29 protein-coding genes are annotated in these 24,834 nt (G+C 47.1%); 21 read left to right on the forward strand and 8 right to left on the reverse strand.

Annotated features, from left to right (window positions below):
• Window positions 1-28 precede the first annotated feature (28 nt).
• Window positions 29-214, reverse strand: a complete 186-nt coding sequence (locus E0698_RS09865) for a hypothetical protein (RefSeq protein ID WP_013311941.1) — start codon at window positions 212-214, stop codon at window positions 29-31.
• Between the two features lie 470 nt (window positions 215-684).
• Between E0698_RS09865 and E0698_RS09870 the strand changes: the two genes are divergently transcribed.
• Both E0698_RS09870 and E0698_RS09875 read left to right on the forward strand, forming a co-directional pair.
• Window positions 685-1,554 (forward strand): cation diffusion facilitator family transporter, encoded by an 870-nt coding sequence (locus E0698_RS09870; RefSeq protein ID WP_337916188.1) that lies wholly within the window; start codon window positions 685-687, stop codon window positions 1,552-1,554.
• 191 nt (window positions 1,555-1,745) lie between these two features.
• On the forward strand, window positions 1,746-2,915 hold the full coding sequence (locus E0698_RS09875; protein WP_192511446.1) for a C40 family peptidase: 1,170 nt from the start codon (window positions 1,746-1,748) through the stop codon (window positions 2,913-2,915).
• A 139-nt stretch (window positions 2,916-3,054) separates the two neighbouring features.
• Here the strand turns inward: E0698_RS09875 and E0698_RS09880 are convergent, their stop codons facing one another.
• The gene (locus E0698_RS09880; RefSeq protein WP_134912682.1) at window positions 3,055-3,222 is read right to left on the reverse strand and encodes a DUF1328 domain-containing protein; all 168 of its coding nucleotides are present in this window, start codon (window positions 3,220-3,222) and stop codon (window positions 3,055-3,057) included.
• 259 nt (window positions 3,223-3,481) lie between these two features.
• Between E0698_RS09880 and E0698_RS09885 the strand changes: the two genes are divergently transcribed.
• From E0698_RS09885 to E0698_RS09935, 11 genes are all read left to right on the forward strand, one after another.
• Complete coding sequence (locus E0698_RS09885) at window positions 3,482-4,003, forward strand: DUF948 domain-containing protein (protein ID WP_149095158.1); 522 nt, start codon at window positions 3,482-3,484, stop codon at window positions 4,001-4,003.
• A 50-nt stretch (window positions 4,004-4,053) separates the two neighbouring features.
• A complete protein-coding gene (locus E0698_RS09890) occupies window positions 4,054-4,572 on the forward strand; it encodes a hypothetical protein (RefSeq protein ID WP_134912686.1) in 519 nt (172 codons plus the stop codon).
• A 100-nt stretch (window positions 4,573-4,672) separates the two neighbouring features.
• Complete coding sequence (locus tag E0698_RS09895) at window positions 4,673-5,014, forward strand: general stress protein (protein WP_025684488.1); 342 nt, start codon at window positions 4,673-4,675, stop codon at window positions 5,012-5,014.
• 235 nt (window positions 5,015-5,249) lie between these two features.
• A complete protein-coding gene (locus E0698_RS09900; protein WP_134912688.1) occupies window positions 5,250-6,431 on the forward strand; it encodes a PP2C family protein-serine/threonine phosphatase in 1,182 nt (393 codons plus the stop codon).
• Entirely contained in the window at window positions 6,415-10,095 is a 3,681-nt protein-coding gene (locus tag E0698_RS09905; protein WP_134912690.1) for a response regulator, read from the forward strand. Before E0698_RS09900 ends, E0698_RS09905 begins: the two co-directional genes overlap by 17 nt.
• A gap of 79 nt (window positions 10,096-10,174) precedes the next feature.
• The gene (locus E0698_RS09910; protein WP_192511447.1) at window positions 10,175-11,044 is read left to right on the forward strand and encodes a CheR family methyltransferase; all 870 of its coding nucleotides are present in this window, start codon (window positions 10,175-10,177) and stop codon (window positions 11,042-11,044) included.
• 19 nt (window positions 11,045-11,063) lie between these two features.
• Entirely contained in the window at window positions 11,064-12,734 is a 1,671-nt protein-coding gene (locus E0698_RS09915; protein ID WP_192511448.1) for a response regulator, read from the forward strand.
• A gap of 112 nt (window positions 12,735-12,846) precedes the next feature.
• Complete coding sequence (locus E0698_RS09920) at window positions 12,847-13,185, forward strand: STAS domain-containing protein (RefSeq protein WP_149095152.1); 339 nt, start codon at window positions 12,847-12,849, stop codon at window positions 13,183-13,185.
• Window positions 13,186-13,203: 18 nt separating this feature from the next.
• Window positions 13,204-13,656: an anti-sigma B factor RsbW gene (rsbW, locus tag E0698_RS09925; RefSeq protein WP_192511449.1), complete on the forward strand. Its 453-nt coding sequence runs from the start codon at window positions 13,204-13,206 to the stop codon at window positions 13,654-13,656.
• Window positions 13,653-14,426: a sigma-70 family RNA polymerase sigma factor gene (locus tag E0698_RS09930; RefSeq protein WP_014278091.1), complete on the forward strand. Its 774-nt coding sequence runs from the start codon at window positions 13,653-13,655 to the stop codon at window positions 14,424-14,426. The genes rsbW and E0698_RS09930 overlap by 4 nt, the downstream gene beginning before the upstream one ends.
• Window positions 14,427-14,536: 110 nt before the next feature.
• Entirely contained in the window at window positions 14,537-15,505 is a 969-nt protein-coding gene (locus E0698_RS09935; RefSeq protein ID WP_192511450.1) for a magnesium transporter CorA family protein, read from the forward strand.
• A 91-nt stretch (window positions 15,506-15,596) separates the two neighbouring features.
• Here E0698_RS09935 and E0698_RS09940 read toward each other — a convergent pair whose 3' ends face one another.
• From E0698_RS09940 to E0698_RS09955, 4 genes are all read right to left on the reverse strand, one after another.
• A complete protein-coding gene (locus tag E0698_RS09940) occupies window positions 15,597-16,010 on the reverse strand; it encodes a DUF5665 domain-containing protein (protein WP_192511451.1) in 414 nt (137 codons plus the stop codon).
• A 97-nt stretch (window positions 16,011-16,107) separates the two neighbouring features.
• Window positions 16,108-16,512 (reverse strand): YtxH domain-containing protein, encoded by a 405-nt coding sequence (locus tag E0698_RS09945; RefSeq protein ID WP_134912702.1) that lies wholly within the window; start codon window positions 16,510-16,512, stop codon window positions 16,108-16,110.
• 42 nt (window positions 16,513-16,554) lie between these two features.
• Window positions 16,555-16,812 (reverse strand): GlsB/YeaQ/YmgE family stress response membrane protein, encoded by a 258-nt coding sequence (locus E0698_RS09950; RefSeq protein ID WP_134912704.1) that lies wholly within the window; start codon window positions 16,810-16,812, stop codon window positions 16,555-16,557.
• Window positions 16,813-16,969: 157 nt separating this feature from the next.
• Window positions 16,970-17,683 carry a phosphatase PAP2 family protein gene (locus E0698_RS09955; protein WP_192511452.1) on the reverse strand — a complete coding sequence of 238 codons (714 nt, stop codon included), beginning with the start codon at window positions 17,681-17,683 and terminating at the stop codon, window positions 16,970-16,972.
• Between the two features lie 292 nt (window positions 17,684-17,975).
• Here E0698_RS09955 and E0698_RS26735 point away from each other — a divergent pair, with 292 nt between their 5' ends.
• A complete protein-coding gene (locus tag E0698_RS26735; protein ID WP_337916189.1) occupies window positions 17,976-18,290 on the forward strand; it encodes a pirin family protein in 315 nt (104 codons plus the stop codon).
• 175 nt (window positions 18,291-18,465) lie between these two features.
• Here E0698_RS26735 and E0698_RS09965 read toward each other — a convergent pair whose 3' ends face one another.
• On the reverse strand, window positions 18,466-18,693 hold the full coding sequence (locus tag E0698_RS09965; RefSeq protein WP_192511453.1) for a DUF1128 domain-containing protein: 228 nt from the start codon (window positions 18,691-18,693) through the stop codon (window positions 18,466-18,468).
• A gap of 120 nt (window positions 18,694-18,813) precedes the next feature.
• Here E0698_RS09965 and yyaC point away from each other — a divergent pair, with 120 nt between their 5' ends.
• The 4 genes from yyaC (at window position 18,814) to E0698_RS09985 (ending at window position 22,349) form a co-directional block, all read left to right on the forward strand.
• Entirely contained in the window at window positions 18,814-19,404 is a 591-nt protein-coding gene (gene yyaC / locus E0698_RS09970) for a spore protease YyaC (RefSeq protein WP_337916190.1), read from the forward strand.
• An 86-nt stretch (window positions 19,405-19,490) separates the two neighbouring features.
• On the forward strand, window positions 19,491-20,285 hold the full coding sequence (locus E0698_RS09975; RefSeq protein WP_192511455.1) for an alpha/beta fold hydrolase: 795 nt from the start codon (window positions 19,491-19,493) through the stop codon (window positions 20,283-20,285).
• 206 nt (window positions 20,286-20,491) lie between these two features.
• Window positions 20,492-21,148 (forward strand): DUF6483 family protein, encoded by a 657-nt coding sequence (locus E0698_RS09980; RefSeq protein WP_134912715.1) that lies wholly within the window; start codon window positions 20,492-20,494, stop codon window positions 21,146-21,148.
• Window positions 21,135-22,349, forward strand: a complete 1,215-nt coding sequence (locus E0698_RS09985; RefSeq protein WP_192511456.1) for a class I SAM-dependent methyltransferase — start codon at window positions 21,135-21,137, stop codon at window positions 22,347-22,349. The genes E0698_RS09980 and E0698_RS09985 overlap by 14 nt, the downstream gene beginning before the upstream one ends.
• A 113-nt stretch (window positions 22,350-22,462) precedes the next feature.
• On the opposite strand, the gene E0698_RS09990 is transcribed toward E0698_RS09985, so the two are convergent.
• Window positions 22,463-22,786, reverse strand: coding sequence for a dehydrogenase (locus tag E0698_RS09990; RefSeq protein ID WP_134914563.1), 324 nt, complete (start codon window positions 22,784-22,786; stop codon window positions 22,463-22,465).
• A gap of 144 nt (window positions 22,787-22,930) precedes the next feature.
• Between E0698_RS09990 and E0698_RS09995 the strand changes: the two genes are divergently transcribed.
• The 3 genes from E0698_RS09995 to E0698_RS10005 are packed head-to-tail and all read left to right on the forward strand — an operon-like array spanning window position 22,931 to window position 24,749.
• Window positions 22,931-23,545, forward strand: a complete 615-nt coding sequence (locus E0698_RS09995) for a DedA family protein (RefSeq protein ID WP_134912719.1) — start codon at window positions 22,931-22,933, stop codon at window positions 23,543-23,545.
• Between the two features lies 1 nt (window position 23,546).
• Complete coding sequence (locus E0698_RS10000) at window positions 23,547-24,116, forward strand: thioredoxin family protein (RefSeq protein WP_149095144.1); 570 nt, start codon at window positions 23,547-23,549, stop codon at window positions 24,114-24,116.
• A 3-nt stretch (window positions 24,117-24,119) separates the two neighbouring features.
• Window positions 24,120-24,749, forward strand: coding sequence for an MBL fold metallo-hydrolase (locus E0698_RS10005; protein WP_192511457.1), 630 nt, complete (start codon window positions 24,120-24,122; stop codon window positions 24,747-24,749).
• Window positions 24,750-24,834 lie beyond the last annotated feature (85 nt).

Here is a 24,834-nt window from a genome sequence, read left to right on the forward strand (position 1 = left end):
TCCGGTGCAGTTAGCCTAACGGGGTGGCTTATGATCCGCCTGTACGACGGCGTTGGTTGTTCGGCTTCTTCGTATTTTGGCTTTTCAGTGTTTTGGCGGAACCGCCTTGAAAGCCGCCCTGCTGTGAAGCGCCGGACTGCTGTTTTTTTTGTGCCAGCTTTTCCCGAATGGCATCTGCGAGATTAACTTTACGTGGTTCATTAGCATCGCTCATGAATAAATTCCTCCTGTTGCCGCCAAATTCATGTCAATCATGCTGGATTGAAGGAAAACGCGGCTGTGTCCCCATTTTATACGTTTTTAAAAGATGGGACAAGGGCAACAATGATAACATGACGACGGGGCGGGCGGGAAGAGGGAATACCTATTTTTTGCATAAAGGAAAAAATGTTTTATACACCCCACAGGAATGGAGCTTGGCAATAATTTTTCGTTGTTCCTACAGCAATGCGGAGCGGAAAGACTGTTTCTCTAGACCCACACAAAGGACGTCTGCTATCCTAGAAATAGCCGTTATCCAAAGGTAAATGGTTATTTTTAGGGCAGCTATGCTGCTATTTTTATTTTTGGGTTGGCGCAGCATGGAACGGTATAAGTGTTTATCCTGACTTTTATGGTTCTCCCGTGACTATGGTGGTGAGATCGTTCTGTCGGGAACTCTAATTTTGAAGGAGTGTTCCCGTTGTGGTGAATGTGTATGATGAAATACGAAAAGGTGAGCGAGGGGCATGGGTGAGCATTATCGCCTACCTTTTTCTGTCTGCCTTTAAGCTGATTAGCGGATATATATTTGCTTCCAGTGCGTTACTGGCCGATGGATTTAACAATGTCACTGATATTGTGGTGTCCGTTGCCGTACTGATCGGTCTGCGTATATCTCAAAAACCGCCGGACTCCGACCATGCCTATGGACATTTTAGAGCGGAAACGATAGCGGCGTTGCTGGCATCCTTTATTATGACTGTCGTCGGTCTTCAGGTGCTTATTGACGGAATCGGAAGTATTTTCAGAGGGGGCAAGCAGACGCCTGATGTTACTTCCGCAGGAGTAGCGGTAATATGTGCAGTCATTATGCTGGGAGTATACATGTACAACAACAGACTGGCCCGGAAAATTAACAACAAGGCGTTACTGGCGGCAGCGAAGGATAACCTGTCAGATGCGCTCGTCAGTATCGGTGCAGCGGTTGGTATTATTGGTGCACAGTTTGGTTTGCCATGGCTGGATACGGTTGCGGCTATAGCGGTAGGATTTATAATCTGTAAAACGGCGTGGGATATTTTTAAGGACTCTACACACAGCCTGACGGATGGTTTTGATGAGCAGGAGCTGTCAGACTTACGTAGCACGATTGCTCATATACCCGGTGTAGAGGGGATTCGTGATGTAAAGGCACGGGTACACGGCAATCATTCTTTGGTGGATGTTGTTATAGAGGTGAACCCGCAACTCAGCCTGATTGAAGGACATCGGATCAGCGACCGGATTGAGGAACGCCTGCAAGAGGTTCATAATACGATGCATGTTCATGTCCATGTGGAACCCAAATTATAGATTATTTATTTAATAATTAGTGGTAAAAATGACTTTAGACCTATGTATAAAAGGTGTATGCGCTGCCTTTTGTGACGTTTGGATTATATCTCTCTTCCTGTTGCTTTTACTATAATGAAAGCATGTCCGGCTATATTCGTCGGAATTGGACTTGCTCTTCAAATTCGTAAAAACAGCCAGGAGGTGCAACATTGAGAAGACGCGTGATGGGAATGCTCATGACGTCAGCCGCGCTGTTGGCAGCAATTCATGTGGCGCCGGGTCAGGTTGACGCAGCGGCATCGACAGCATCTACGGGACAGAAGGCGGTTATTCAGGCGGCTGTAAAGCTTAGATCCGGCCCTTCGACTACGGGAGATGTAGTCAGCTTTATGAAGCAGGGAGAGGCCGTTACGGTATTGGAGAAAACAAACAGCTATTGGTATAAGATCAAGACGTCTGATGGGGTAACTGGATACACAAGCAGCTCCGACAAGTACATAAAAGTAGGCGCTACCAGCGTCGCTGCTGCTGTCACCGAGCCTGCCGTCCGTAAACCGGAAGCCAAAGAAGTGCTTAAAACTAACAGTTCAGCCAAAGAGGCTCCAGCCTCAGTGAATAGTTCTGCCGGTCAAACGAAAGCTACGATTCAAACGTCCGTTCGTTTGCGGGCGGAGGCATCCACTTCATCCGAGGTTTTGGGCTTTTTGAATGCAGGAGATATCGTCACCATTACAGATCCAGGTAACGCCTATTGGTTTAAGATTACCAATGCTGATGGCACGGTGGGCTATGTCAGCTCGTCTCCACAGTATATTCGTATTGGTGAGGGCGTTGTTGTGCAGCAGCCTGTGGCTGCTCCAGTAACATCTGCTCCTGACACTACCGTGATTTCTGCGACAGCATCTCCTGCGGAAGCCATAAACTTGCCTTCTGGTGACGCAGCGGCTGCCATTGAACAGGTTATTAACACAGGGATGACTTATCTCGGTACTCCATATGAATATGGTTCGGATCGTAACAGTACGGTTACTTTTGATTGCTCGGCATTTACCCGTCAAATTTTCCGTCAGGCTGCAGGTATTCAGCTTCCGGCGGATTCACGTTCACAGGGTGAGTGGATCAAGCAGAATAGTCAGCCAAACACAGACATGACCACGCTGAAGCGTGGCGATCTGCTTTTCTTTACTAATTACAACGCGTCTTCAGGGGCGTATACGTCCTTGGATAATTCCTCCCAAACGATTACACACGTAGCTGTATATCTGGGAGACAACAAGCTTCTTCATACCTTTTCTGTAGCGGGTGGCGGTGTGAAAGTTACGGATTTCAGCAAGCCTTGGCAGGATCGTTTCCTGTTCGGGGGTAGCGTAATCCAATAAAAGCGCCATTAGCCTTAAAAAATTACGCATCAAAAATAGGATGTTCCACAACCCTGTAATTGGGGCGGGAACATCCTATTTTTAAAGCTATATAATGTTATATCTTCACTACACTTGTTTCAGACTTCTTCTATTACGCCTATGACGCTCGTCTTCTTCCGGTAAAGAGTGAAATGACGAACAACACCAGAAATAACACAAACAATATTTTGGCGATTGTAGCAGCTATGGATACAACGATACCAAAAAAACCTAAAATCCCGGCGATCACGGCAAAAACTAAAAATAAAGCGGACCATTTCAGCATGTTCTGCATCCTCCTTCAATTGTATATAATGTGGCATACTCACGCCCGATAGAGCATGGCTGCGAATGATGGCTGAATCATTTGAATCTTTCGTGGCTGTGCCATCGTTATATGTTGTTTTAAACCGTGCCCCAATCCGTGAAACATAGCGTAAGGAGTGGAGGAAAGCGAGCTGTGACGTTGTTTCGTGTCTGAACGTAAGGGGTAACTATGCAGTAATCATCAACATCATCGTGAAAAACGAAAGAGAGGTTAGGCCATGTTAACACAGGTCAGTATTTTTATTATCGCTATCGCATTTGCAGTTCTCGTTATTTTCCTCATTAGAACACTTAAAGCAGCACAAGGCTCTCTTGAAAAGGTAACTCAGACTCTGCAGGATGTACAAAAAACAGTAGATGAGCTGAGCTATGAAGTAAAGCAAACGGTTCGACATGTCAATGACATTACCGCAGACGTTGATCATAAATTGAAGCAGGTGGAGCCTGTGATGGAATCGGTTAGAAACTTGGGCGAGGTGCTTAACGAAGTCACTCTAGCTGCGAAGCAGGCTTCCGCGGCATTAATCACCCGGTTTCAGAAGCCGCATCATACAGTGGATAAAAAGACGGGTACGGAAACCGCGATCAAGTCAGCTTCTTCGAACAGGCCGTTAACTTCAACGGAACGGACGGTTCAGAGCTACAATGCGACCTATGAGGAGCCTGCGGCAAAGCCGGCTAAAAACTGGTTGGGTTATGTGGATATCGCTGCCGGGGTGTGGCAGAAAATGCGTCAGTAGCATAGCGACTGAACCGTAAACTATAGGAAATTCTTGAAAGGGTGAGAATTATGATGAAGATTTTATTGCTAGCTGCTGGTTTGCTCACTCCCTTTTCCGGACAGGATACGGTTCAGCAAGCCGTTTCCCCGCATACGGCGGGGCATGTAGTAAGGGCTGTGCAGACGATTCCCGCCAAAAATGCCGTACCGGCTGATTTTCATACGTTAAACGGCATATCTCTGGACGATACGCGTATGGATGTATTGAAAAAACTGGGCAAGCCCCTTCGAGTGAAAAAGGATATGCTGTTGCTTTCTACGGAATATCAATATCCTGACGTGGTGGTTGGTTTGCGAGATGATATGGTTTCTTATGTGCATGTAGATCCTGCTGCCGGACGGATCAAGGTCAATGACGAGTGGCTGTCGCTGAAACGGCAAACGCTGGATAAGGCGCTGGGTGGCTCGCAATTTACAGCGGAGGATGGCGAGGTATACGTTCGTGGACAGCGTGCGATCAAAGTGTTTATGGATGAGTCGTCCGATCAACCCAAATATGTTGAGTTTTTTGATGAAACGGAGTGGTAATGTCTCTAATTTTAAGAGCATGACATAACATGGAAGTTTCAAACGAATGTACAGCGTGTAATAGTCAGAGAAGTCAATCCTAATAAGGAGCGTGAGAAACATGAATCAGACCCATCATAAATCTTATGCCAAAGTGGTAGAGAACGGTGTACAAGCCGTCGAAGCGGTGAATGAATTGCGCAACACGGGCTATCGTTATGAGGATGTGTTCGTGCTCGCTCATGATCAGGACCGGACGGATCGTATTGCAGATACGGTGGATGCCAAGGAAATCGGGATTAAGGAAGAGGGCGTTTTTGATTCATTAGCCAATCTGTTCCGTTCCCGTGGCGACGAGCTTCGCGCTAAAATTACTTCCTTGGGATTTACAGATACGGAAGCTGATTTTTACGAAAAAGAACTGGATCAGGGCAAAGTTCTGGTCATTGCCAAAAAAGCTTGATAACGCCAGTTGAACAGGAAAATAGACTGGCGTTAGAGCTGAAAAAGAGGATGTTGACCGCCGCACAAGTGCTTCGCGGTTCCTCCAAAAACATAGATAAGGAATGGGGCGAGAGCCTCATTCCTTATCTATGTTTTTGGAATGCCTTCTTATGGAAAGCTAATTCATGTCTATAAGGGTGTTGCCGCTTAAACAGGTATAGTATAATACATGGGCTACAGATAAGGAGAGAGAAATGAGAATCCTAATTGTTGACGATAATCCGACCAATGTCATTATTATTCGTGAAATATTAAAGAAAGAAAATTATAGGGATGTTATCTCTGCCAGCTCAGCCGCAGAAATGTTGGAGCATTTGGGGATCGGCGACCGTACCATTAGTCTGCGCCCCCGACCTTCCGATATTGATTTGGTTCTGCTGGATATGATGATGCCTGAAATGGATGGTATCGAAGCTTGCAGCATCGTGCAGGAGTACGAGCATTTGAAAGATATACCCATCATCATGGTAACTGCTGTAGGCGATTCCAAGAAACTGGCAGAGGCGCTGGACGTGGGGGCCGTCGATTATGTCACCAAGCCTATTAATAAGGTAGAATTAATGGCCAGAATACGGCTTGCCTTGCGTCTTAAACAGGAAAAGGACTGGCATAAAGACCGGGACCAGCGGATTCAGGACGAACTGAAGCTGGCCGCGATGGTACAGCAGGCGGTGCTTAGTCCTGCCATCCAAGATCCTGTACTGCAAGTCAATGCACTGTATCAGCCTTCCTTTGAACTGGCGGGAGACTTATATTCCTGGTATCCGCTCGGGGAAGGGAGATATGCGATCATTTTGCTGGATATGATGGGTCATGGCATCTCTTCTTCACTGTTCTGCATGTTCATTGCATCTGTGCTCAAGGATACCGTGACCACCTACGTAGAGCCGGAAAAGGTGATTCAGGAGCTGAATCGTCGCTTTAACCAACTGGATTTGGGCAAGCAACTCGTACAGTATTATTTTACGGCGATTTATATGGTCATTGATACCCGTTCTCGGCGGATTGATTATGTGAATGCAGGGCATCCGCCCGGCTTATTGTTCAGTCAGGATGGCAGCATCACCAAATTTGACCGTGCATGCAGTCCAGTAGGTTTGTTTGATAAAATTGATGCGGAAATGCACACGATCCATTATGAAGGAACGGGGCACATCGCTTTGTATACGGATGGCTTGCTGGAGGCTGTAGAGGGCGAATATGAAGAGCAACTGGAGTATTTGACCGCATGTCTGCGCAAGCATGAGGAATGGAATGAAGAAGCGATGCTGGATGCTTTTTTTCGTAAAGAGGCACCGAAGGATCGCGATGATGATAAGTGCCTGATCTGGATTGCATTGAAAGAGGGAGAGAGCTTGCATGAAAATCAGAAATAAACTGCTGATCGGCTTTGGATCGCTTATGGCGATCCTCCTTGTGCTGACGCTAATCAGCTATGATCGAATGGGGAGCCTGAATGAGCAGTTGAACCAGGTTTATCAGGACCGATATATGAAGGTACGGAAAACAACGGCTATTCGCGGTCAGGTGAATGATATGGCCAAAGTTATGGCCAACCTGATCTTGAATCCAGGGTCCTCCGTCAGTGAGGCCAAAGGCGAGCTCGATGATATATCTGCTTCTGGAGCGAAAGTGCTGGCAAGTCTGCAAAACAGTTCCGGTACCAGCGAAGAACAGCAGCAAGTCGATCGGGTAGCTGTCGCATGGAAAGAATTTTTAAGCTACGAAGAGAGGCTCGTTTCCTTATTGGGGCAAGATCGCATTGATGAGGCGAATGCTTTCCGCAATAGCACAGGTTTGCCTGCTCAAGAGGAGGCGATGGACAGCATTAATGACCTGGCCGTTTTTCAGGATCGGGAAATAGATAGCGACATGATGCAAGCCAATCAGGCTTATCAGGAATCCGTGCAGATTACCACGATTCTGATGGTCGCCGGGCTGCTTATGGGGTTATTGGTTATCTTGTGGGTGCTCCCGAGTATTGCCAAAGGTCTAAATATCGTTAACCTCATGATCAACGGCTTTGGCAAAGGAAAATACAGGGCGATCAGCCGCATGAGTGTCGCTTCCAAGGACGAAATCGGGGAGGTTGCCCGCGTATTTCAACAAATGGCTGGAGACCTGGAGGAAAAACGCAAATTTGAGCATTCCGTTCTTCAGACGCAGAAGGATCAAACCTGGCTTAATGCCAACACGGCACGAGTAACAGAGCTGTTCCGAGGCGTGAATTCACTGGAGCAGGTCGCACAGATGTTTATCAGTGAGTTTACGCCCATTTTGGGAGGCAGCTACGGAGCGATTTATTTGCAAGGCAAGGAAGTGGAGGATGCCCAATTTAAGCTGTACGGCTCCTATGCGAAGGAGTCTGGTGAAGATTCGATCAAGGACGTTATCCATGTTGGCGAAGGCTTGCTTGGACAAAGTGTTCAGGATCGTAAGCCGATCCTGATTACAGAAGCTCCTGATGGGTACTTGTCCATCGGCTCCGCATTGGGGGCGAGTAAGCCGGTGGGAATTATGATTTTTCCTATATTGTTCGAGGACGATTGTATCGGTGCTGTGGAAGTAGCGTCGCTGGACCGCTTTAGTGATCTGGAAACGAAGCTATTTGCTCAATTAGTCGAGAGCTTGGGGATTATTTTGAACAACATCAAGGGACGGATGCGGGTAGAGCAATTGCTGCGCGAATCCCAGGCACTTACTGAGGAATTGCAATGCCAGTCCGAGGAGCTACAAACTCAGCAAGAGGAACTCAAGCGCTCCAACGAAAATTTGGAGGGGCAAACAGAGGAGCTCAAGCGTTCAGAGGAATTGTTACAGCGTCAGCAGGAGGAACTGGAGCATTTTAACACCGAACTGATAGCCAAGACGAGAGCGCTGGAAGAGCAGGTTCGGGAAGGGGAAGAAAAGAACGACGAGATCGAACGTGCGCGTGCTCAGTTGGAGCAGCAGGCGATGCAGTTGGGCATCACGAGCAAATACAAATCCGAGTTTTTGGCGAATATGTCGCATGAACTGCGTACTCCGCTGAATAGCTTGCTCATTCTTTCCCAGCTTCTGTCTGAGAACAAGGACGGCAATCTTAAGCCCAAGCAGGTTGAATATGCACAGACCATTTATATGTCAGGCGCAGATTTACTGAAAATGATTGATGAAATTCTGGATTTATCCAAAGTGGACGCCGGGAAAATGGATATTAACCATGAAGCCGTCAATCTGAAAGAACTGGAGATGTTTGTGGAGCAAAATTTTGCTCCAATCGCAGCCAAGCGTGAACTTCAACTTCATACCGAGATAGAAGAAAACTTGCCGGAAGCCATTATCAGTGACGGGTATCGTCTTAAACAAATTTTACGCAATTTATTGTCCAATGCATTCAAGTTTACGACAGAGGGATCTGTTCGTTTTAGTGTTTCAAGGGCAACTGGTGACCAGCTTCCCGGCTTTCTAAATCCGCATAAATCCTATCTGGCCTTGTCTGTACATGATACGGGCATCGGCATTGCTTCGGATAAAACGGATCTCATTTTTGAGGCTTTCCAGCAGGTAGATGGAACAACCAGCCGTAAATACGGTGGAACCGGACTTGGCTTGTCGATCAGCCGCGAGCTTTCAAGATTACTGGGCGGTGTCATTACAGTAGAATCCGAGCAGGGGCAGGGCAGTTGCTTCACGTTGTATCTGCCGGAACAAACGCAAACAACAGAGGGTGCGGAACTGGATATTGGTGGTGTGGCAGCATCCGCAGAGTCGAATTCTCCTATGCTTGTTCCCGCTGAGCAGTTGCCTATGTATCAGATGCCTTCAAAGGAAAAATTGGAGAACATCGTGCACCCGGGCGACGACCGGAACGAGATTGCCTCGAAGGATAAGGTATTACTGATCATAGAGGATGATGTTAAATTCGCTAAAATCCTGTACGATATGGCTCGTAGCCGTGACTTTAAGGCACTTATCGCTCTACAGGGAGACGATGGGCTGGACATGGCCAGATCCTATTTGCCGGACGCCATTATTCTGGATATTCAATTGCCTGTTATGGATGGCTGGTCCATTTTGGGCGAGCTGAAAGGAAATTCATCTACGCGGCATATTCCGGTACATGTTATTTCGGTCATCGACGATGTGAAGCAAGGCTTGTTGATGGGTGCGATTGCCTATCTCAAAAAGCCATCTTCAAAGGAAAGTCTGGATAAGGCATTTTCACATATTAAATCATATACAGATAAAATGGTGAAACGTCTTCTCGTGGTCGAGGACGACGAGAATCAACGTAAATCCATTATTGAGCTGATTGACCATGACGATGTTGCTATTACGGCGGTGTCCACCGGGCAAGAAGCACTGAATGAGCTGGGGGTACAGCGATATGACTGTATGGTGCTGGATCTTATGCTTAACGATATGACAGGCTTTGAATTGCTCGACCGCATTCGGGACAATGAGGAACTGACCGATCTGCCGATTATTATTTATACGGGTAAAGACCTGGACAGCAAAGAAGAAACGCAACTGCGCAAATTTGCGGAGTCCATTATTATTAAGGATGTCAAATCGCCCGAACGGCTTTTGGATGAAACGACCCTGTTCCTGCATCGTGTCGAAGCGAATCTCCCTGAGGACAAACGTGAAATTTTGCAGAAGCTATATAACAAGGAAGAATTGTTTGAAGGTAAAAAAATATTGTTGGTGGATGATGATATCCGGAACGTATTCGCCCTGTCCAGTGTGTTGGAAAGCTACCGCATGGAGGTTACCTTTGCGGAAAATGGTAGAGAAGCGCTGGAAATGCTGGAACAGACACCTGATTTTGATCTGGTGCTGATGGATATGATGATGCCGGAAATGGACGGATATGAAGCCATGCGGCGAATTCGGCTGATGCCGCAATTCGAGAAGCTGCCTATTATTGCCCTCACAGCCAAGGCTATGAAGGATGATCGTTCCAAGTGTATTGAGGCAGGCGCTTCCGATTATGTGAAGAAGCCGATTCAAACCGAACAGCTTTTGTCATTAATGCGGGTATGGCTGTATTCGTAGCCCGAAAAAATGGGTAATATAAATCAACACATGATTGGAGCGGTACTGGTAAAACCTATTCAGGAATTGGAGAGAGATTATGACATCAAAGGATACGGCGGATAATGCTGCTATTGAACTGAAATCGAATGAAACGGAGCGGGAAATGATTGAGATTGAGCTGTTGCTGGAAGGCATTCATCGGCTGTACGGCTACGATTTTCGTAACTACGCTCTGCCTTCGATCAAGCGGCGTATTTATTATCATGCACAGTCCGAGAATGTTAGCACGATATCAGGGCTTCTGGAGAAGGTGCTGCATGATCGCAGCGCCTTCGACAGACTGGTGCAAAGCCTTTCGATTCCAGTGACTGAGATGTTCCGTGATCCTGAGCTGTTTCTGAATTTCAGGCGGAAAATAATACCGATTTTACGGACATATCCGTATATTCGAATATGGCATGCAGGTTGCTCGACAGGTGAGGAAGTATACTCCATGGCGATCATGTTGCATGAGGAAGGCTTATATGATAAAGCCCGTATTTATGCGACGGATATGAATAACCTGTCTTTACAGCAGGCGAAGGAAGGCGTATACGGGATTGATCGAATGAAGCTGTATACCAGAAATTATTTGGAGTCAGGAGGTACGCAATCGTTCTCCGAATATTACACAGCCAAGTATAATTCAGTGATGTTTCATCCTTTTTTAAGTAAAAACATTATTTTTGCGGAGCACAACTTGGCGACAGACCGGTCCTTTAACGAGTTCAACGTTATTTTTTGCCGGAATGTCATGATTTATTTTAACGATGAACTTCGCAACCATGTACACGGGTTGTTTTATGATAGCTTGAGCCATTTTGGCGTATTGGTGCTTGGGGCTAAGGAATCCATACATTTTACCGATTATAGTGATTCCTACGAGTCGCTGGACCGGATAGAAAAAATATATCGGAAGATTAAATAGAGGTGCTTAGGAGGATCCCATGGGGCTTCATGAACCGATTCATATACTGCTGGTAGATGACAGACCTGAGAACCTGCTCGCTCTTGAAGCGGTGCTGGAGAGTGAACAATATAATTTGGTAAAGGCAACATCCGGGGAAGAAGCACTGCGATGTCTGTTAAAAGATGAATTCGCACTGGTAGTCCTTGATGTGCAAATGCCGGGTATGGATGGAATTGAGACTGCAAAGCTGATTAAGGCCAGAGAGAAGACGAAAGATATTCCGATCATCTTCATTTCCGCTAACAGTAAGGAAGCGGAGCATTTGTTTGCCGGTTATTCAGCGGGTGGTATTGATTATATGGTGAAGCCATTCATCCCTCAAATTCTCAAGTCCAAAATTGAAGGCTTTGTGCAAATGTATCTGACCAACAAACGCCTGAAAACACAGTCCATGCTGCTTCATCAGAAGACGCATGAGCTGGAGAAGATGAATAGCGAACTGATTGCCGCCAAGGAGGCAGCCGAAATCGCAGCCAATGCCAAAACGGAGTTCCTGGCTATGATGAGCCATGAAATTCGGACACCTATGAATGGTGTGATTGGCATGATTGACCTGTTGATGGAAACAGAGCTGCAAAGCGATCAGCAGGAATATGCCGATATCATCCGCCGCAGTGCAGATGCGCTCGTAGCGGTCATTAACGATATTCTGGATTTTACCAAGCTGGAGTCAGGAAAAATGGAGATAGAGGAATATCCGTTTGATCTGGTTTCCTGTATCAAGGAAGTTTTCAGCCTGTTTACGGTGGAAGTAAATCGAAAGAATCTGAAGATGGATTATTTTCTGGATGAGCAGCTACCGCCAGTGTTATACGGTGATATGGGAAGACTGCGTCAGGTTCTCATTAATCTGGTATCCAATGCCGTCAAATTTACAGATCGTGGTGGTGTATATGTCTTCGCATCGGTCAAAGAGCGTAGCGACGAAGGACTTACCGTTGAATTTTCCGTGAAGGATACAGGCATTGGTATTGAGCCCGCCAAGGTTGGAAGGCTGTTTCAGCCCTTTTCCCAGCTTGATTCTTCGATGACGCGCAAATATGGTGGAACTGGTTTGGGACTCGCTATTTGCAAAACATTGGTGAACATAATGGGCGGCGATATCCGTGTGGATACAAGTGGAGAGCAGGGGGTAACATTCCATTTTACAACGAAGCTTGGCTTTGCTCAGGAAAATGAACTGGAGGGAGAATCCGGTCACGAATGGGAAATTCCCCATCAGAACTCCTCAAGCCGTAAACCTGTACTGGTCGTGGATGACCATCCGATCAACCAGAAGCTGATGGTCAATATACTGGATAAGCTCGGTTTGGCTTCGGATGTGGCAGCAGACGGGCAACAGGCGCTTGATATGGTCATGGCTAACCAGGATTATGACTATATCTTCATGGACCTGCAAATGCCTGTGATGGACGGATTAGAGTGTACGGGCAAGGTGCGTGAACAATTGGCGGGAAGGTCACAGCCTGCTATTATCGCCATGACAGCGAATGTGATGGATGGTATTCAGCCCCGATGTATTGAAGCCGGAATGAACGATTATATTAGCAAGCCCGTGAAGATCAGCAGTGTAAAACAGGCTCTACTGCGGCATTCTCCGGATCATTTTCCAATGCAATCAGGCAAAGACCAAATTCACGAGGCGTAGCCTGATGCGTAGATGGTGATATTTGGAAGGTGCAGAAAGCATCATACGGTGATTCAAGCGATCGTATAATGGGTTAGTATGTAAGGAAATCTTTTTTCGGGAGAGTAGGCCTATGAATACTAATAAAAATGAGAAGTTCAATGCGATTACAGAAACAAGTGATGGAGTAAATACCGTGTACCTTAGCGGAGAGCTGGATCTTTCGGTGGCACCTGATTTTCGTCTGGTGATGGAGCCTTTGGTGGGGGAATCCGGCCAGGACTTGATTATTAACTTAAAAGAGCTTAAATACATTGACAGTACAGGTATCGGTATTTTGTTATCTATTTTGAAGGCAAGGCATGGGATGGAGTCCCGGTTTGCCGTTCAGGAGGTACCACCTCAAATTCAAAAACTGTTCGATATGACCGGTATTGCCAAATTCTTTGTCCCCCAGGAGAATTCCCAATAGGAAAGGAAAGAAAAAGAAATGAATGCTCAAATTCAAAAAGTAGTTCTTAATTTGCCGGCAACTGCTGACTTTGTCGATATTGTAAGATTAAATTTGTACGGAATTGCCGCGAAAATGGGATTCTCTTACGAGGATATAGAAGACATGAAAGTGGCTGTATCTGAAGCCTGTAATAACTCTGTTCTTTATGCTTACGGTCATGAAGGTGGAGTGGTGGAAGTAACGTTCGAATTTGACGAAGCTTCGTTGTCCATCCGTGTCAAAGATGAAGGGGAGAGCTTTGAACGAATGGAGAACCCGTCCCGACTTGCATCCTTGCATGACAAAGAGCTGAATGATGCGCAGGTAGGCGGACTGGGATTCTATCTCATGCAGGCGCTTATGGACGATGTCCATATCTTGAATGAGAGTGGAAAAGGCACGGAAGTCATGCTTGTCAAGCGTCTGGTCAGAAGCGAGGAAAAAGTATGAATGAAAAGGTAACTCCCCCGGAGTCGATGGATGAAGCCGTTGGTCTAATCTGGGAGTACCAGCAAACCAAAGATAACGAGATTGCTACCGTGCTGATCCGCAAGTATGAGCCAATGGTCAAGATGGCTGCCGGGAAAATCTCCCGTAACCGCCCGGACTTATACGAGGATTTATACCAAACCGGTCAGATGGCTTTGATACGTCTGCTTCAGCAATACGATATCAGCTTGGGAATCCCCTTTGAACCGTATGCTATGAAAAGTATGCTGGGACATATGAAAAATTATTTACGCGACAAATCCTGGTACATTCAGGTTCCTCGCCGCATCAAGGAAAAGGGTGCGCTCGTTCAGCATGCCATCGACGAACTAACCGTTAAACTGGAACGTTCGCCGAATGTGAACGAGATTGCGGAGTATTTGGACCTTACCGTAGAGGAAACGATCGAAGTGCTCGCAGGTCGTGAGTGCTACCATTATGTGTCACTGGATTCCCCTTTATCCCAGGAGGAGAGTGCGGCTACGTTAGGCGAGCTTATCAGCTCAGATGCCAACGACTACGACACTGTGGAAAAACGAATGGATTTACAGCAAGCCCTAAGCCAACTGAAAGAGCAGGAACAGAAGGTGCTTCTTCTGGCATTTCAGGATGGTCAATCTCAACGTGCGATTGCGCAGACCTTGGGCGTATCGCAGATGAGTGTATCCCGCATCCAGAAGCGGGCAACCGAGAAGCTGAAACAAATCATGTCTAATTCTTCTATCTCATGATAGGAAGACGGCCTTCATGGTTTCGATTACTGGACGTCACATAGTAAGGACACGCCATTCCATCAGGGAAGCGTGTCCTTTTTTAAAGCGGAAAAGGAGGGGGAGGAAGGATGAAATCCACGACAGCATTTGAACAGATTTCCTCCTTTCGCGGAGGATGGGAATGGTGGGACATCAGCGCTACAGGCTGGCAGTCCCCCGTCATACAAGAGCTAAAGGATAAGCTCCCGGACGCTCGGGAATGGCTGGACAAAGTAGAGGATATCCCGTCCAGTTTTATTTCTGTACGCTTTCCGGATGGCGATCAACCTTTGATATGTGGCTCGCTAATCTATTCCATTCAGGAGGAAATCAACAGTCAACGCGATTGTAACAAGTTCTATTTTCTCGTGCTGGACCAGAAATTAGTAACCTTAAACCTGGATCAGAATACCCGCGAAATCATGCACACGGTTGAACGTCAAAAAATGCTTGACCGATGTGAAAGTGCGGCTGATGGAATGTTTGTGCTGGCGAGGGCCGTTCTTCATTATTTTCATACGGGAATGGACAAATTCGAGATTAACCTCAGAAAACTGGAAGAGGGTATGGAGAAAAGAAATGCCCGTACGCTGATGGATTCTATATTGAATGCGCGTTTTGAGCTGCTGTATTGGAGCAATATGTTCATTCCTTTTTCAGAGCTGGTGACGGCTTCCCGGGAGGCGTATCTTGATGAACTGGAGGACAATCGCTTTTTTAAGCAACTGCTTCACCGTGTCAATCGAATGGAAGGGCTGTTCCGGCATTATGAAAAGGAAATTGACACGCTGATCTCCATTGACGATGCGATTTCTGCATTTAGGGGAACTGAGATTACGAAGACGCTCACCATTGTAACGGCTGTATTTACCCCAGCCACTGTAGTGGGCGCCATTTGGGGCATGAACTTCGAGAATCTGCCCTGGATCAAAACAGGCTGGGGTTTTACGGCTGTGATTGCAGCGACCCTGTTAAGTATGGTGGGGATGTACGGCTGGCTGATGATGAAGGGATGGACAGGAGATTTGCTGAAAGCTAACAAGCGCAACAAGCTCTAGCGCAGTCATCCAAAATGTACAGATCAAAACGATCCATGGTAATGGGTTGCGTGTACGCACGAACCTCCGGTTACTATGGATCGTTTGCTGTCTAATTTCCGCCTTGGCTCATTTTGATATAGCTTAGCAGCTCGGCAATGAAATCTCCGATGATCGGAAGATTTAGTTGTACAAGGAAGCTGAGCAGCCAAGCGAGCAGCGCGAGTATGACGACCGTACCCAGCGTAAGACCAAGACCCCTTGCAATGCCTGCGGTCAGGTTACTGATGATTCTTTTTTTGGGATTGGAATAGGTCTCCAGTACATCGCGAAATTCTACTTTTTCCAGCATGTCGGCTATTTGTTCTAAGCGCTTATTAAGCCGCTTCACTTCATGACGCAGTTCAAAAGGGTGCTCATTCACGTCAAAATCCTTGGATTCATCCTGACCCTGCCGGGGATGAAAGGTCCGTTTGTTGTTTACGCTAAGGTCATCTCCATACGAGTTTGGCTTGCTCATCGTCATCCCTGCCTTTCTGTCATCTAAAAAACAGCCAGCTTCGTGCGTGCTGGCTGTTCAGTGTTTTTAGGTCTATTCTTGTTGTACACAGAATTCCCTGACATTAGGAAGTGGCGTTTAATTGTTTTTGCGTTTCCTTGGCAGCTTGGGCCGTTGCATCCATAATTTCTTGATCAGCCTTGACTGCTTCATCAGCAACATCGGCAGAAGCTCTGGCTACGCTGGATAAAATAATGTCTTTGCTACCTGATACGGTTTTAGCTACATCTTCTGTTTTGTTGGAAACCGTTTTGGCCAAATCCGTTGCTTTGCTGCTGACTACGGATGCAACGTCTTTTGTTTTATCGGCAACAACTGTAATTTTATCAGACAAATCGCTGCGCAAATCGCGGCCTGGTTTCGGCGCGAACAGCAGGGCTGCCGCAGCACCAATCAAACCTCCGATGAATAAACCCTTTGCAAAGCTTGAAGTATTACCTACCGTATCTTGATTATCAATGTTACTCATGTCATATCACTCCTCTTATAGAATAAAAAAAATATATAAATGTTAGGTAGCCCTTCTTAAAAGCCTGGACACAAGTCCGAGCAGGAACACAAATAATGCGGTTCCAAGTATGGCCGGAATGACTGCAAAATCACCGATGACCGGACCCCAGTTTCCCAGCAGCGTGGCACCAAGCCAAGCTCCTACAAATCCGGCGATCATAGAGCCTGCGATACCCCCAGGCATTTCATGGCCAGCGAGCGCGTCGCCAATCAATCCGATAATAATAGCCATTACAATACTTAATACAATTCCCCACACAAGGATCGCCCCCTTAATCTTCAGTTTAGCAGAAACGTCTGTCTAACAGAATCATAACGCTTTTTGTGAGTAGTGAGTTTAAAGTGCTGCGTTGTGTTGCTTACTTCGTATATAAACGCTGTAACTCCGTGTGAAACAAAAAAACGTCTCAAGCCACTTACGAACCGGGAGTCGATGAAAACAAAGAACACGGCAGATATGCTCGCCGATAGATAACAGGAACGGTAAACACCAGCCAAATGATTCCGGCGATATAACCACCCACGATGTCAGTTGGAAAGTGAACCCCCAGATAGACCCGGCTTAGCCCAATCAGGAGAATCAAAAGTGCGCCAAGAACGCAGGGAAGGAAGATAGAGCGCTCATGAATTTTTCGTTCTATCGCCCAAATGGCAAAAACCATGCCGTAAAATCCCATGGAAATCATGGCGTGCCCGCTGGGAAAACTATAGCCGCCGACTTCTACCAAATGCTGAAGTGCTGGGCGCTGCCGTTGCAAAACTTCTTTTATGAGCGTGTTCAACACCCACATCGCCGTAAAGCTGCTTATTACTGCAAAGGCATAAGCTCTCGAACGGAGATATACCCAGCACAAGGTGGCAATACCCAGGGCTGTGAGTAATGAGACACGGAAGGAACCGAAAGACGTAATGAATACAGCGACAGGCAGGAGCTTGTGATGAGCCGCTGTTGTGTCTGGAAAGATTGCAGCCTGAATGCGTTCATCCCAATATAGAAAAGGAGCTGTACCAATCCATCGAACAGTGTAGGCAATAAGAAGCAAAACGCCAATCATGACGATGGACGCGTACAGACTGCGACGTAAATAATATGAAAAAAAATGGAATGTGTGGGGTTCTTGGGACCACATATGTAGAGAATCTCCTCCTTATGGCTTTGTGCATCGATTTATCTTTTCGTACTATAAACTTAACCAATATTGAACCTGAGAGCAAAACCTGACCGGAACACCGCTCTGATTGACCCTTATAAGCTAAGGGTAAAAGGATCGTATCACAGCGTTTGCAATGCCGGGCCGTAAGTGGCTCAGGAAAAATGAAGTAAGGGCTGCTTTGCGGAACTATAATCCATGGAGGTGTTAGATATGATTAAAATAGTGACATCGGCAGAGAGGCATACCTCAAATAAAGGGTGGATTCATAGTGAGTTTAGCTTGTCTAAATCACTTACAGCCCGCCGTATCTGGATCAGGACTTGGAGGAACGCTGTCCATCGCTCAGGATGTAAATCTGTATCTCAGCAGACTGGAAAAAGGTCAACAGCTTGATTATCCGCAGCAGGAGGAACGGCGAACTCATATTTACGTTGTTAGTGGTCATGTGGAGGTTACTTACCAGGATGGCAATTTTCAGTTGGGACCCGGTGATGCCGCACGAATCCACAAAAGCTGTCATTTAAAATTACAAGCTACAGGGAATGAGGATGTGTCTGAACTGGTGTTGGCGGATTTACCTTAAAGACATCTGCGAAGAAACGCATAAGGAGATGGATAAAAATAAAGCTCGTATCCCGTTACGCGTCTGTTAATGCGAACGGAGATACGAGCTTTATTTACGGGAGGCACTACCATGAACAGTGTCACCCAAGATGATAGGCTGTAAGTAAGCTAAACGATGTGCATCCGTCTTCTGATCAGGAGGGGTTACGTAATCTGCCCAGCTCGGATACGATGGCCTCGACTTCTGAAATACTCAGATTAGGCTTGTTTATCACCATATCATAGACATCACGGAGATCCTCGTATTGCTCCAGAGAGAAAGCGGAGGACTGCATTGCAGCGCCACTCGCCATACGAAGCTTGGTTTTGATGCTTTCAATCATATGTTCAATGTTGGCATGAGACGGTACAGACAAATCCATCGTTAATGTTCCATCCTTTCATATCAGGGGAAGTTGCCTGTATTGTACCATGTTTTTGTTGTAGAATGTACTGAAAGTCAGATTATCGGTCAACGGCCGGATCAAGGAGGATGGACGAAGGTGTCTTTGTATAATCGGGCTTCCGTATCTGGGCGCTCTCCTTTAGACAGTAATGCGGAAAAAACAGATCGCAAAGGGCTCGTACCGTTTTTTCGGGAAATTCATTCTCTTCATGAGGTGAATAAGCTGACCTTTGTTTGTATCGGCACGGATCGATCGTCAGGCGATTCACTGGGACCGCTGGTCGGCACCATGCTTATGGAACAGGGCTTTCCACATGTAATCGGCACCATGACTGAGCCGTGCGACGCGGATCATCTGGTTTCGTATTTGAAGCGTATTCCCCAGGACCATCATGTGATTGCCATCGACGCTTGTCTGGGGCAGCAAGGCTCGGCGGGGATGTTTCTGGTTGCCCGTGAGCCGCTGACTCCGGCGCGTTCGGTCGGACTGGCGCTGCCGTCTGTCGGAGATTACAGCGTCGCTGCCATTGTGAACGAGCGCAGTCCCAAACCCTACTGGACATTGCAAATGACATCACTGCATCTCGTCATGACGATGGCTACACATATAGCCCATGCTGCGTCTTGCGGGTTTGGCTTAAGAGCAGATTCGCAAGAATTTCCAGAGAGCTACCGTTTCAGATATTGATGGTCTGCTTAATAATATACATCAGCATGTTCAAATCATAATATATTCGCTCCAATAGATTATATACAGAGAAAGAAGGGTTCCACATGGAAAAGGTACTATGTGAAGGAACGACAATCTGCTATGCCGAACAGGGAAAAGGAGAGCCCATCATCCTGCTGCACGGATTTTGTGGAAGCTCTTCCTATTGGGATGAGGTTGTTCCATTGCTGTCCCAAAGCTATCGCTGCATTGTTCCGGACTTGCGTGGTCATGGACGTAGCGATGCTCCGCTTGGAGCCTACACGATTGATCAAATGGCGAATGATGTGCTTAAGCTTCAAGAACAACTGGACATTCCACAGGCTGCCTGGTTCGGTCATTCCCTCGGGGGCTATTTGACGCTTTCTGCGGTACAGCGCCATCCCGAGCGACTTACAGCCTTCGGGCTGATTCACTCCACCGCCTATGCGGATACAGAGGAAGGAAAAGAAAAACGGAACAAGGCCGTATCCACCATTCAAACAGAGGGAATCACCGCATTTGTAGATGGACTCGTTCCCGGACTTTTTGCTCCAGAACATGTAGAATCCTTGTCGGATCAGGTGCTCAAGGTCAAAGAAATCGGTTATAAAACGCCGCCACAAGGAGCCGTAGGCACATCTTTGGCGATGCGTGAGCGTTCTGACCGCCGTGACGTGCTGTCGGCATCCACCTTGCCCACTCTGTTAGTGGCGGGAGAGCAGGATCAGGCGGTTCCGCCCGCCCGGACATTTACGACAGATCGGGCCGGAGTCACTCAGGTCACAATACCTGAAGCTGGTCATATGAGTCTGTTCGAAGCGCCGGAACAACTGGCACATGCCATCTTGGCATTTTTACAACAAAACATCCAGCAGTAAACTTGAACAACAAAGCCAAAAAACCGGAACCATCTGGTACCAATACAGAGGGGGGGCGGTTTTTTGGCGTTTTAAATTGATTTTGATTGTTACCAAACGTTTTCCGTCTTGACCGAGCCATTTGGCTTTTGCACAAGGATGACTTACAATCAGAAGTGAAATAGTTCCTGGTTGTCGAGGCATCGGGATGGAAAGAAGGGAACGGCTTGCTCAGAAAAGATTATTTGCTCAGTATGATGGAAGAAATGACATCGGCAGTAGCATCGGTGCTTGGTCTAAGGCGTGAAAATAAACACGTCGAAGCGCTGAAACAACTGGATGACCTGCTTAACAAGCAGTTTCGCCTTCGTTCAGATTTGCTCAGACGATTGCCGCCGGAACAAATTATAGAGCTTTTCCGACTGGGCCCCGGTATTGAAGCGGACAAGCTTCAGCAGGTGGCTCGCATTTTGGAAGAAGAAGCCGCTATTTACCTGGAAACCGACAGAACAGACGAGGGCATACGAATCTTGATAAAATCCCTTCATCTATATTTGTACAGTGATGTGAATGGTGCGACCCGTGACCTTCAGGTTCTGCCTGAGCGAATTGCGTGTATCGTCAATTTGGTTCAGGAATATGAGCTGCCAGCCGACACAAGCAAGCTGCTGGTTGTCTATTACGAACGAGAGGACAGACTGGACGAGGCCGCTGATGTTTGGTTCGGACTGTCATGGGAGCAGCCGGAGCTGCTGCCGGATGCGGAGGCATTTTATACTCAATTGCTGGATAAGACTGATGCGGAGCTGCAACGGGGTGGACTTTCACGCCGGGAAGTAACCGAAGGTCTGGTCGAGATTACCCAACTACATGGAAGAAAGTGAGATGTACCTTTTGGATTCACTGCGTGAACTTATATACCAACTAACTACAGGAGGATCCCTCATAACTGCGACGCTGAGTCAGCTTCGCAAACGGGAGGATGCTTCCTTTACTAAAGTGCTAATCAAGCCTGTGGAATTGAAGAACAAACTGCATTACCAGTTTGCTTTTCATTACAGCAACAAGGTCATTCATGAAAACCTGACCCCTGATGAAGCTAACGAGCGCATGACTACCTTGTTTGAGGATACGTTCCGTCAAGGGCTCTTGTGTGCGAAGAATGCGGACTATCAGGTGCTGATCAGTAAAAAATATAAAGTGTCCATTTTGACTAAATCACCGAGCAAAAGCTCAGCCGACCTGTCACATAACCGCAAAAAGCAATACGTGCTGGAAGAAGGTGAACGGATTCCTTTTCTGATTGAACTGGGGATCATGAATGAGGACGGCAAGGTACTGGCCCGCAAGTATGATAAGTTCCGCCAAATCAACCGTTTTCTCGAAATGGTGCAGGATGTACTGCCTAACCTTCCCGTAGGCCGTCCGTTAACCATTGTGGATTTTGGCTGCGGTAAATCATATTTGACCTTTGCGCTGTATCATTATTTGGCAGTACAGCAAAAACGACCTTTGCAGATCGTGGGTCTAGATTTGAAGGCAGATGTTATTGAAACCTGTAATCTTCTGGCTCAAAAGCTGCAATACCGCCAATTGGAGTTTTTGGTCGGTGATATTGCGGACTATAACGAGCTGGAGCAGGTGGATATGGTTGTGACTTTGCATGCCTGTGATACCGCAACGGATGCCGCGTTGGAGAAGGCAGTTCGTTGGGATGCATCTGTCATTTTGTCCGTTCCGTGCTGCCAGCATGAGCTGTTCAGCCAGCTGGAAAATCCGGTGCTGGAGCCGCTGCTTTCCCATGGTATTTTGAAGGAGCGCTTTTCAGCGCTGGCAACAGACGGTATCCGAGCCAAGCTGCTGGACATGATGGGATACCGGACACAGTTGCTGGAATTTATCGACATGGAGCATACGCCTAAAAATATTTTGATCCGTGCCGTCAAAGGCCAAGCAGGGGAACGTTCTGTTTTATGGCGTGAATACACGGCATTTCGGGATTTTATTCATGCTGATCCTTATTTGGAGCGTGCTTGTGCGGATTTGCTTCCCGAGGGAGCAGGGCAGACGAAGAAACAGGGATAGAAATAAGTAAAAGTGGGGCCACTGCGGGGTGGCTCCACTTTTTTTGTAAATCACAGTTTACAGTTCCCGTTACAGGTTGCTTCCCTGCTTCGCATACCCTTGGATGCGCAGAACTATCCGCCATAGGCACTTCTAAAGGCAGTGCACAAAACGGCGCGATCAACCTTCCACAATGCCGCGAGTTCCTCACTGACATCCTCATCCCACCAGTCGCACAGTAGTCTGCGGTTGCTGTGGTTTTCGGCGATCCAGATGAGGTGTCCGGCGACCTTGCGGCAGTACAGCTCCTCGCCCTGCTTGACCAGATCGGGAGCAATGTGAACGGGCAGACGCTTGCAGGTTCGGTACAACTCTTTGCTGCATGCACGTCGGATACCGCGAGCCGTGGGTAAACGGGATTGTGAATTGTCATGTTTGGGGAATTTGCCGGGAGGCATATTGTACCCCCTCCTCTCTCTCACAACTTATGCGGGCAGAGGAGCTGGGGTCACTGAACTCCCTGTTTGAGTGAAGTGGCGACTTGTTCTGCCCCTGTGATACACTAATGGAAATAGAGAAACAGGCAGGGAGTGGGAAGATAATTGGACCATATATCTAGTATCATTAATTATTTGTTTGAGATCATTCGTAGTCTTGGGTATTTTGGTATTATGCTAGGCTTGATGGTTGAGGTCATTCCAAGTGAAATTGTCCTCGCTTATGGTGGCTTTTTAGTGTCTTCGGGTCATATTAACTTCTTTGGCGCGGTTGTTTTTGGAACTATCGGCGGGGTGCTGGCACAACTGTTTATTTACTGGATTGGACGCTATGGCGGCAGGCCGGTATTGGATAAGTACGGAAAATACATACTTATCAAGAAAAGCCATGTCGACCACGCCGAAGCCTGGTTCAACAAATACGGCACAGGGGTCATTTTCACAGCCCGCTTTATTCCTGTTGTGCGTCACGCGATCTCCATCCCTGCCGGGCTGGCTCGCATGAACGTATGGCGCTTTACTATTTTGACAACGCTAGCGATTATACCTTGGTCTGTTTTGTTTATATATTTAGGTATGCTGCTAGGAGACAAGTGGGAGCAAATTGACGAAGTGGCAGCACCTTACATCAAACCGATTTTGCTGGTTGCCCTTGCGCTCTTGATCATTTATTTTGTTATCAAATGGATTGTGTCCAAAAAGAAGAAAGGGAGTGTATAACATGAGTCGTACTAACGTGTCGCAATATTTTGGAAAAGGTCTGAGCCCCGAACAGTTTATGGAGGGGATGGAAAAGAACAAGGAAGCCTTCCGCTCCGGGTATGATCAGTTTGTGTGGAACCGTGAAGAGGACCGTGAGTATTTTGAAAGCCTGAACCATCGGGACGACCTGCGTGTACTCATTTTGGCCGCCGACTGGTGTGGAGATGTAGTTCGCAACGTGCCAGTTGTATTCCGCGCGCTGGAGAATAGCGGGATTCCGACTGAAGTATTGATTTTGGAAAATCATCAAGCGCTGATGGACGAATTCCTGACGATGGGCGGACGTGCAGTGCCGATTGTGATTTTTGCCGATACAGGGGGTCATGTACTGGGTCACTGGGGACCGCGTCCTGCACATGTCCAACAAATTATGATCGGGTTCAAACGTGAAAATCCAGATCGGGAAGCCGATGATTATCAAGAAAAAATTGCGGTGGCCCGTAAAGAAATGGCTGAGAAATATGGGGAGGGAACCGAGGTTCATCCTGTAATTGTTCAGGAATTGCGCGAGCTAATCTCGGGATTTTAAAATATGACGTTGTCTATTCGCAGCTTTAACTTGGGCCCGCTCCAAACGAATGCCTATTTGCTTAAGGGGGATGACCCGCAGCGTGCCGTTATCATTGATCCTGGCATGAATCCGGGTCCTTTACTGAGAGCCATTGAGTCACTGAAGATTGAAGCCATCTTGCTGACCCATGCTCATTTTGATCATATCGGTGGAGTGGATGAGATTCGCAAAGCGAAGGGTTGTCCGGTTTATCTGCACCCTTTGGAGCAGGACTGGCTTACATCCCCTAAATTAAACGGCTCTTTGATGTGGCCCGAGGCATCCCCGCCGATCTCGACGGAGCCTGCCGAATTTGATTTGGCGGAAGGTCAGCAATTGAACCTGATCGGGCATACGTTCAAGGTGTTCCATACACCTGGGCACTCACCCGGAAGCGTCAGCTTTTTGTGTGGTAAGGACTTGTTCTCCGGCGATGTATTATTCCGTCAGGGTGTCGGCCGCACAGACTTGACAGGTGGGCGGGAACGGGACTTGTACGATTCCATTCAGAACAAATTGTTCCCGCTTGGAGATGACATTACGGTGTATTCCGGTCACGGTCCCAAAACGTCCATCGGGTATGAGAAAGCCAACAATCCGTATATACGATAAAAAGTGATGAATGTTTTCAGCTGGGGCATAATCAAGGTTGTGACAGGTTTTGCCCCATTTCGACAACAAATTATTAATAATGTAT

Origin of the sequence: Paenibacillus sp. 23TSA30-6 (genome assembly GCF_014858585.1) — a bacterium.
Classification (GTDB): Bacteria; Bacillota; Bacilli; order Paenibacillales; family Paenibacillaceae; genus Paenibacillus.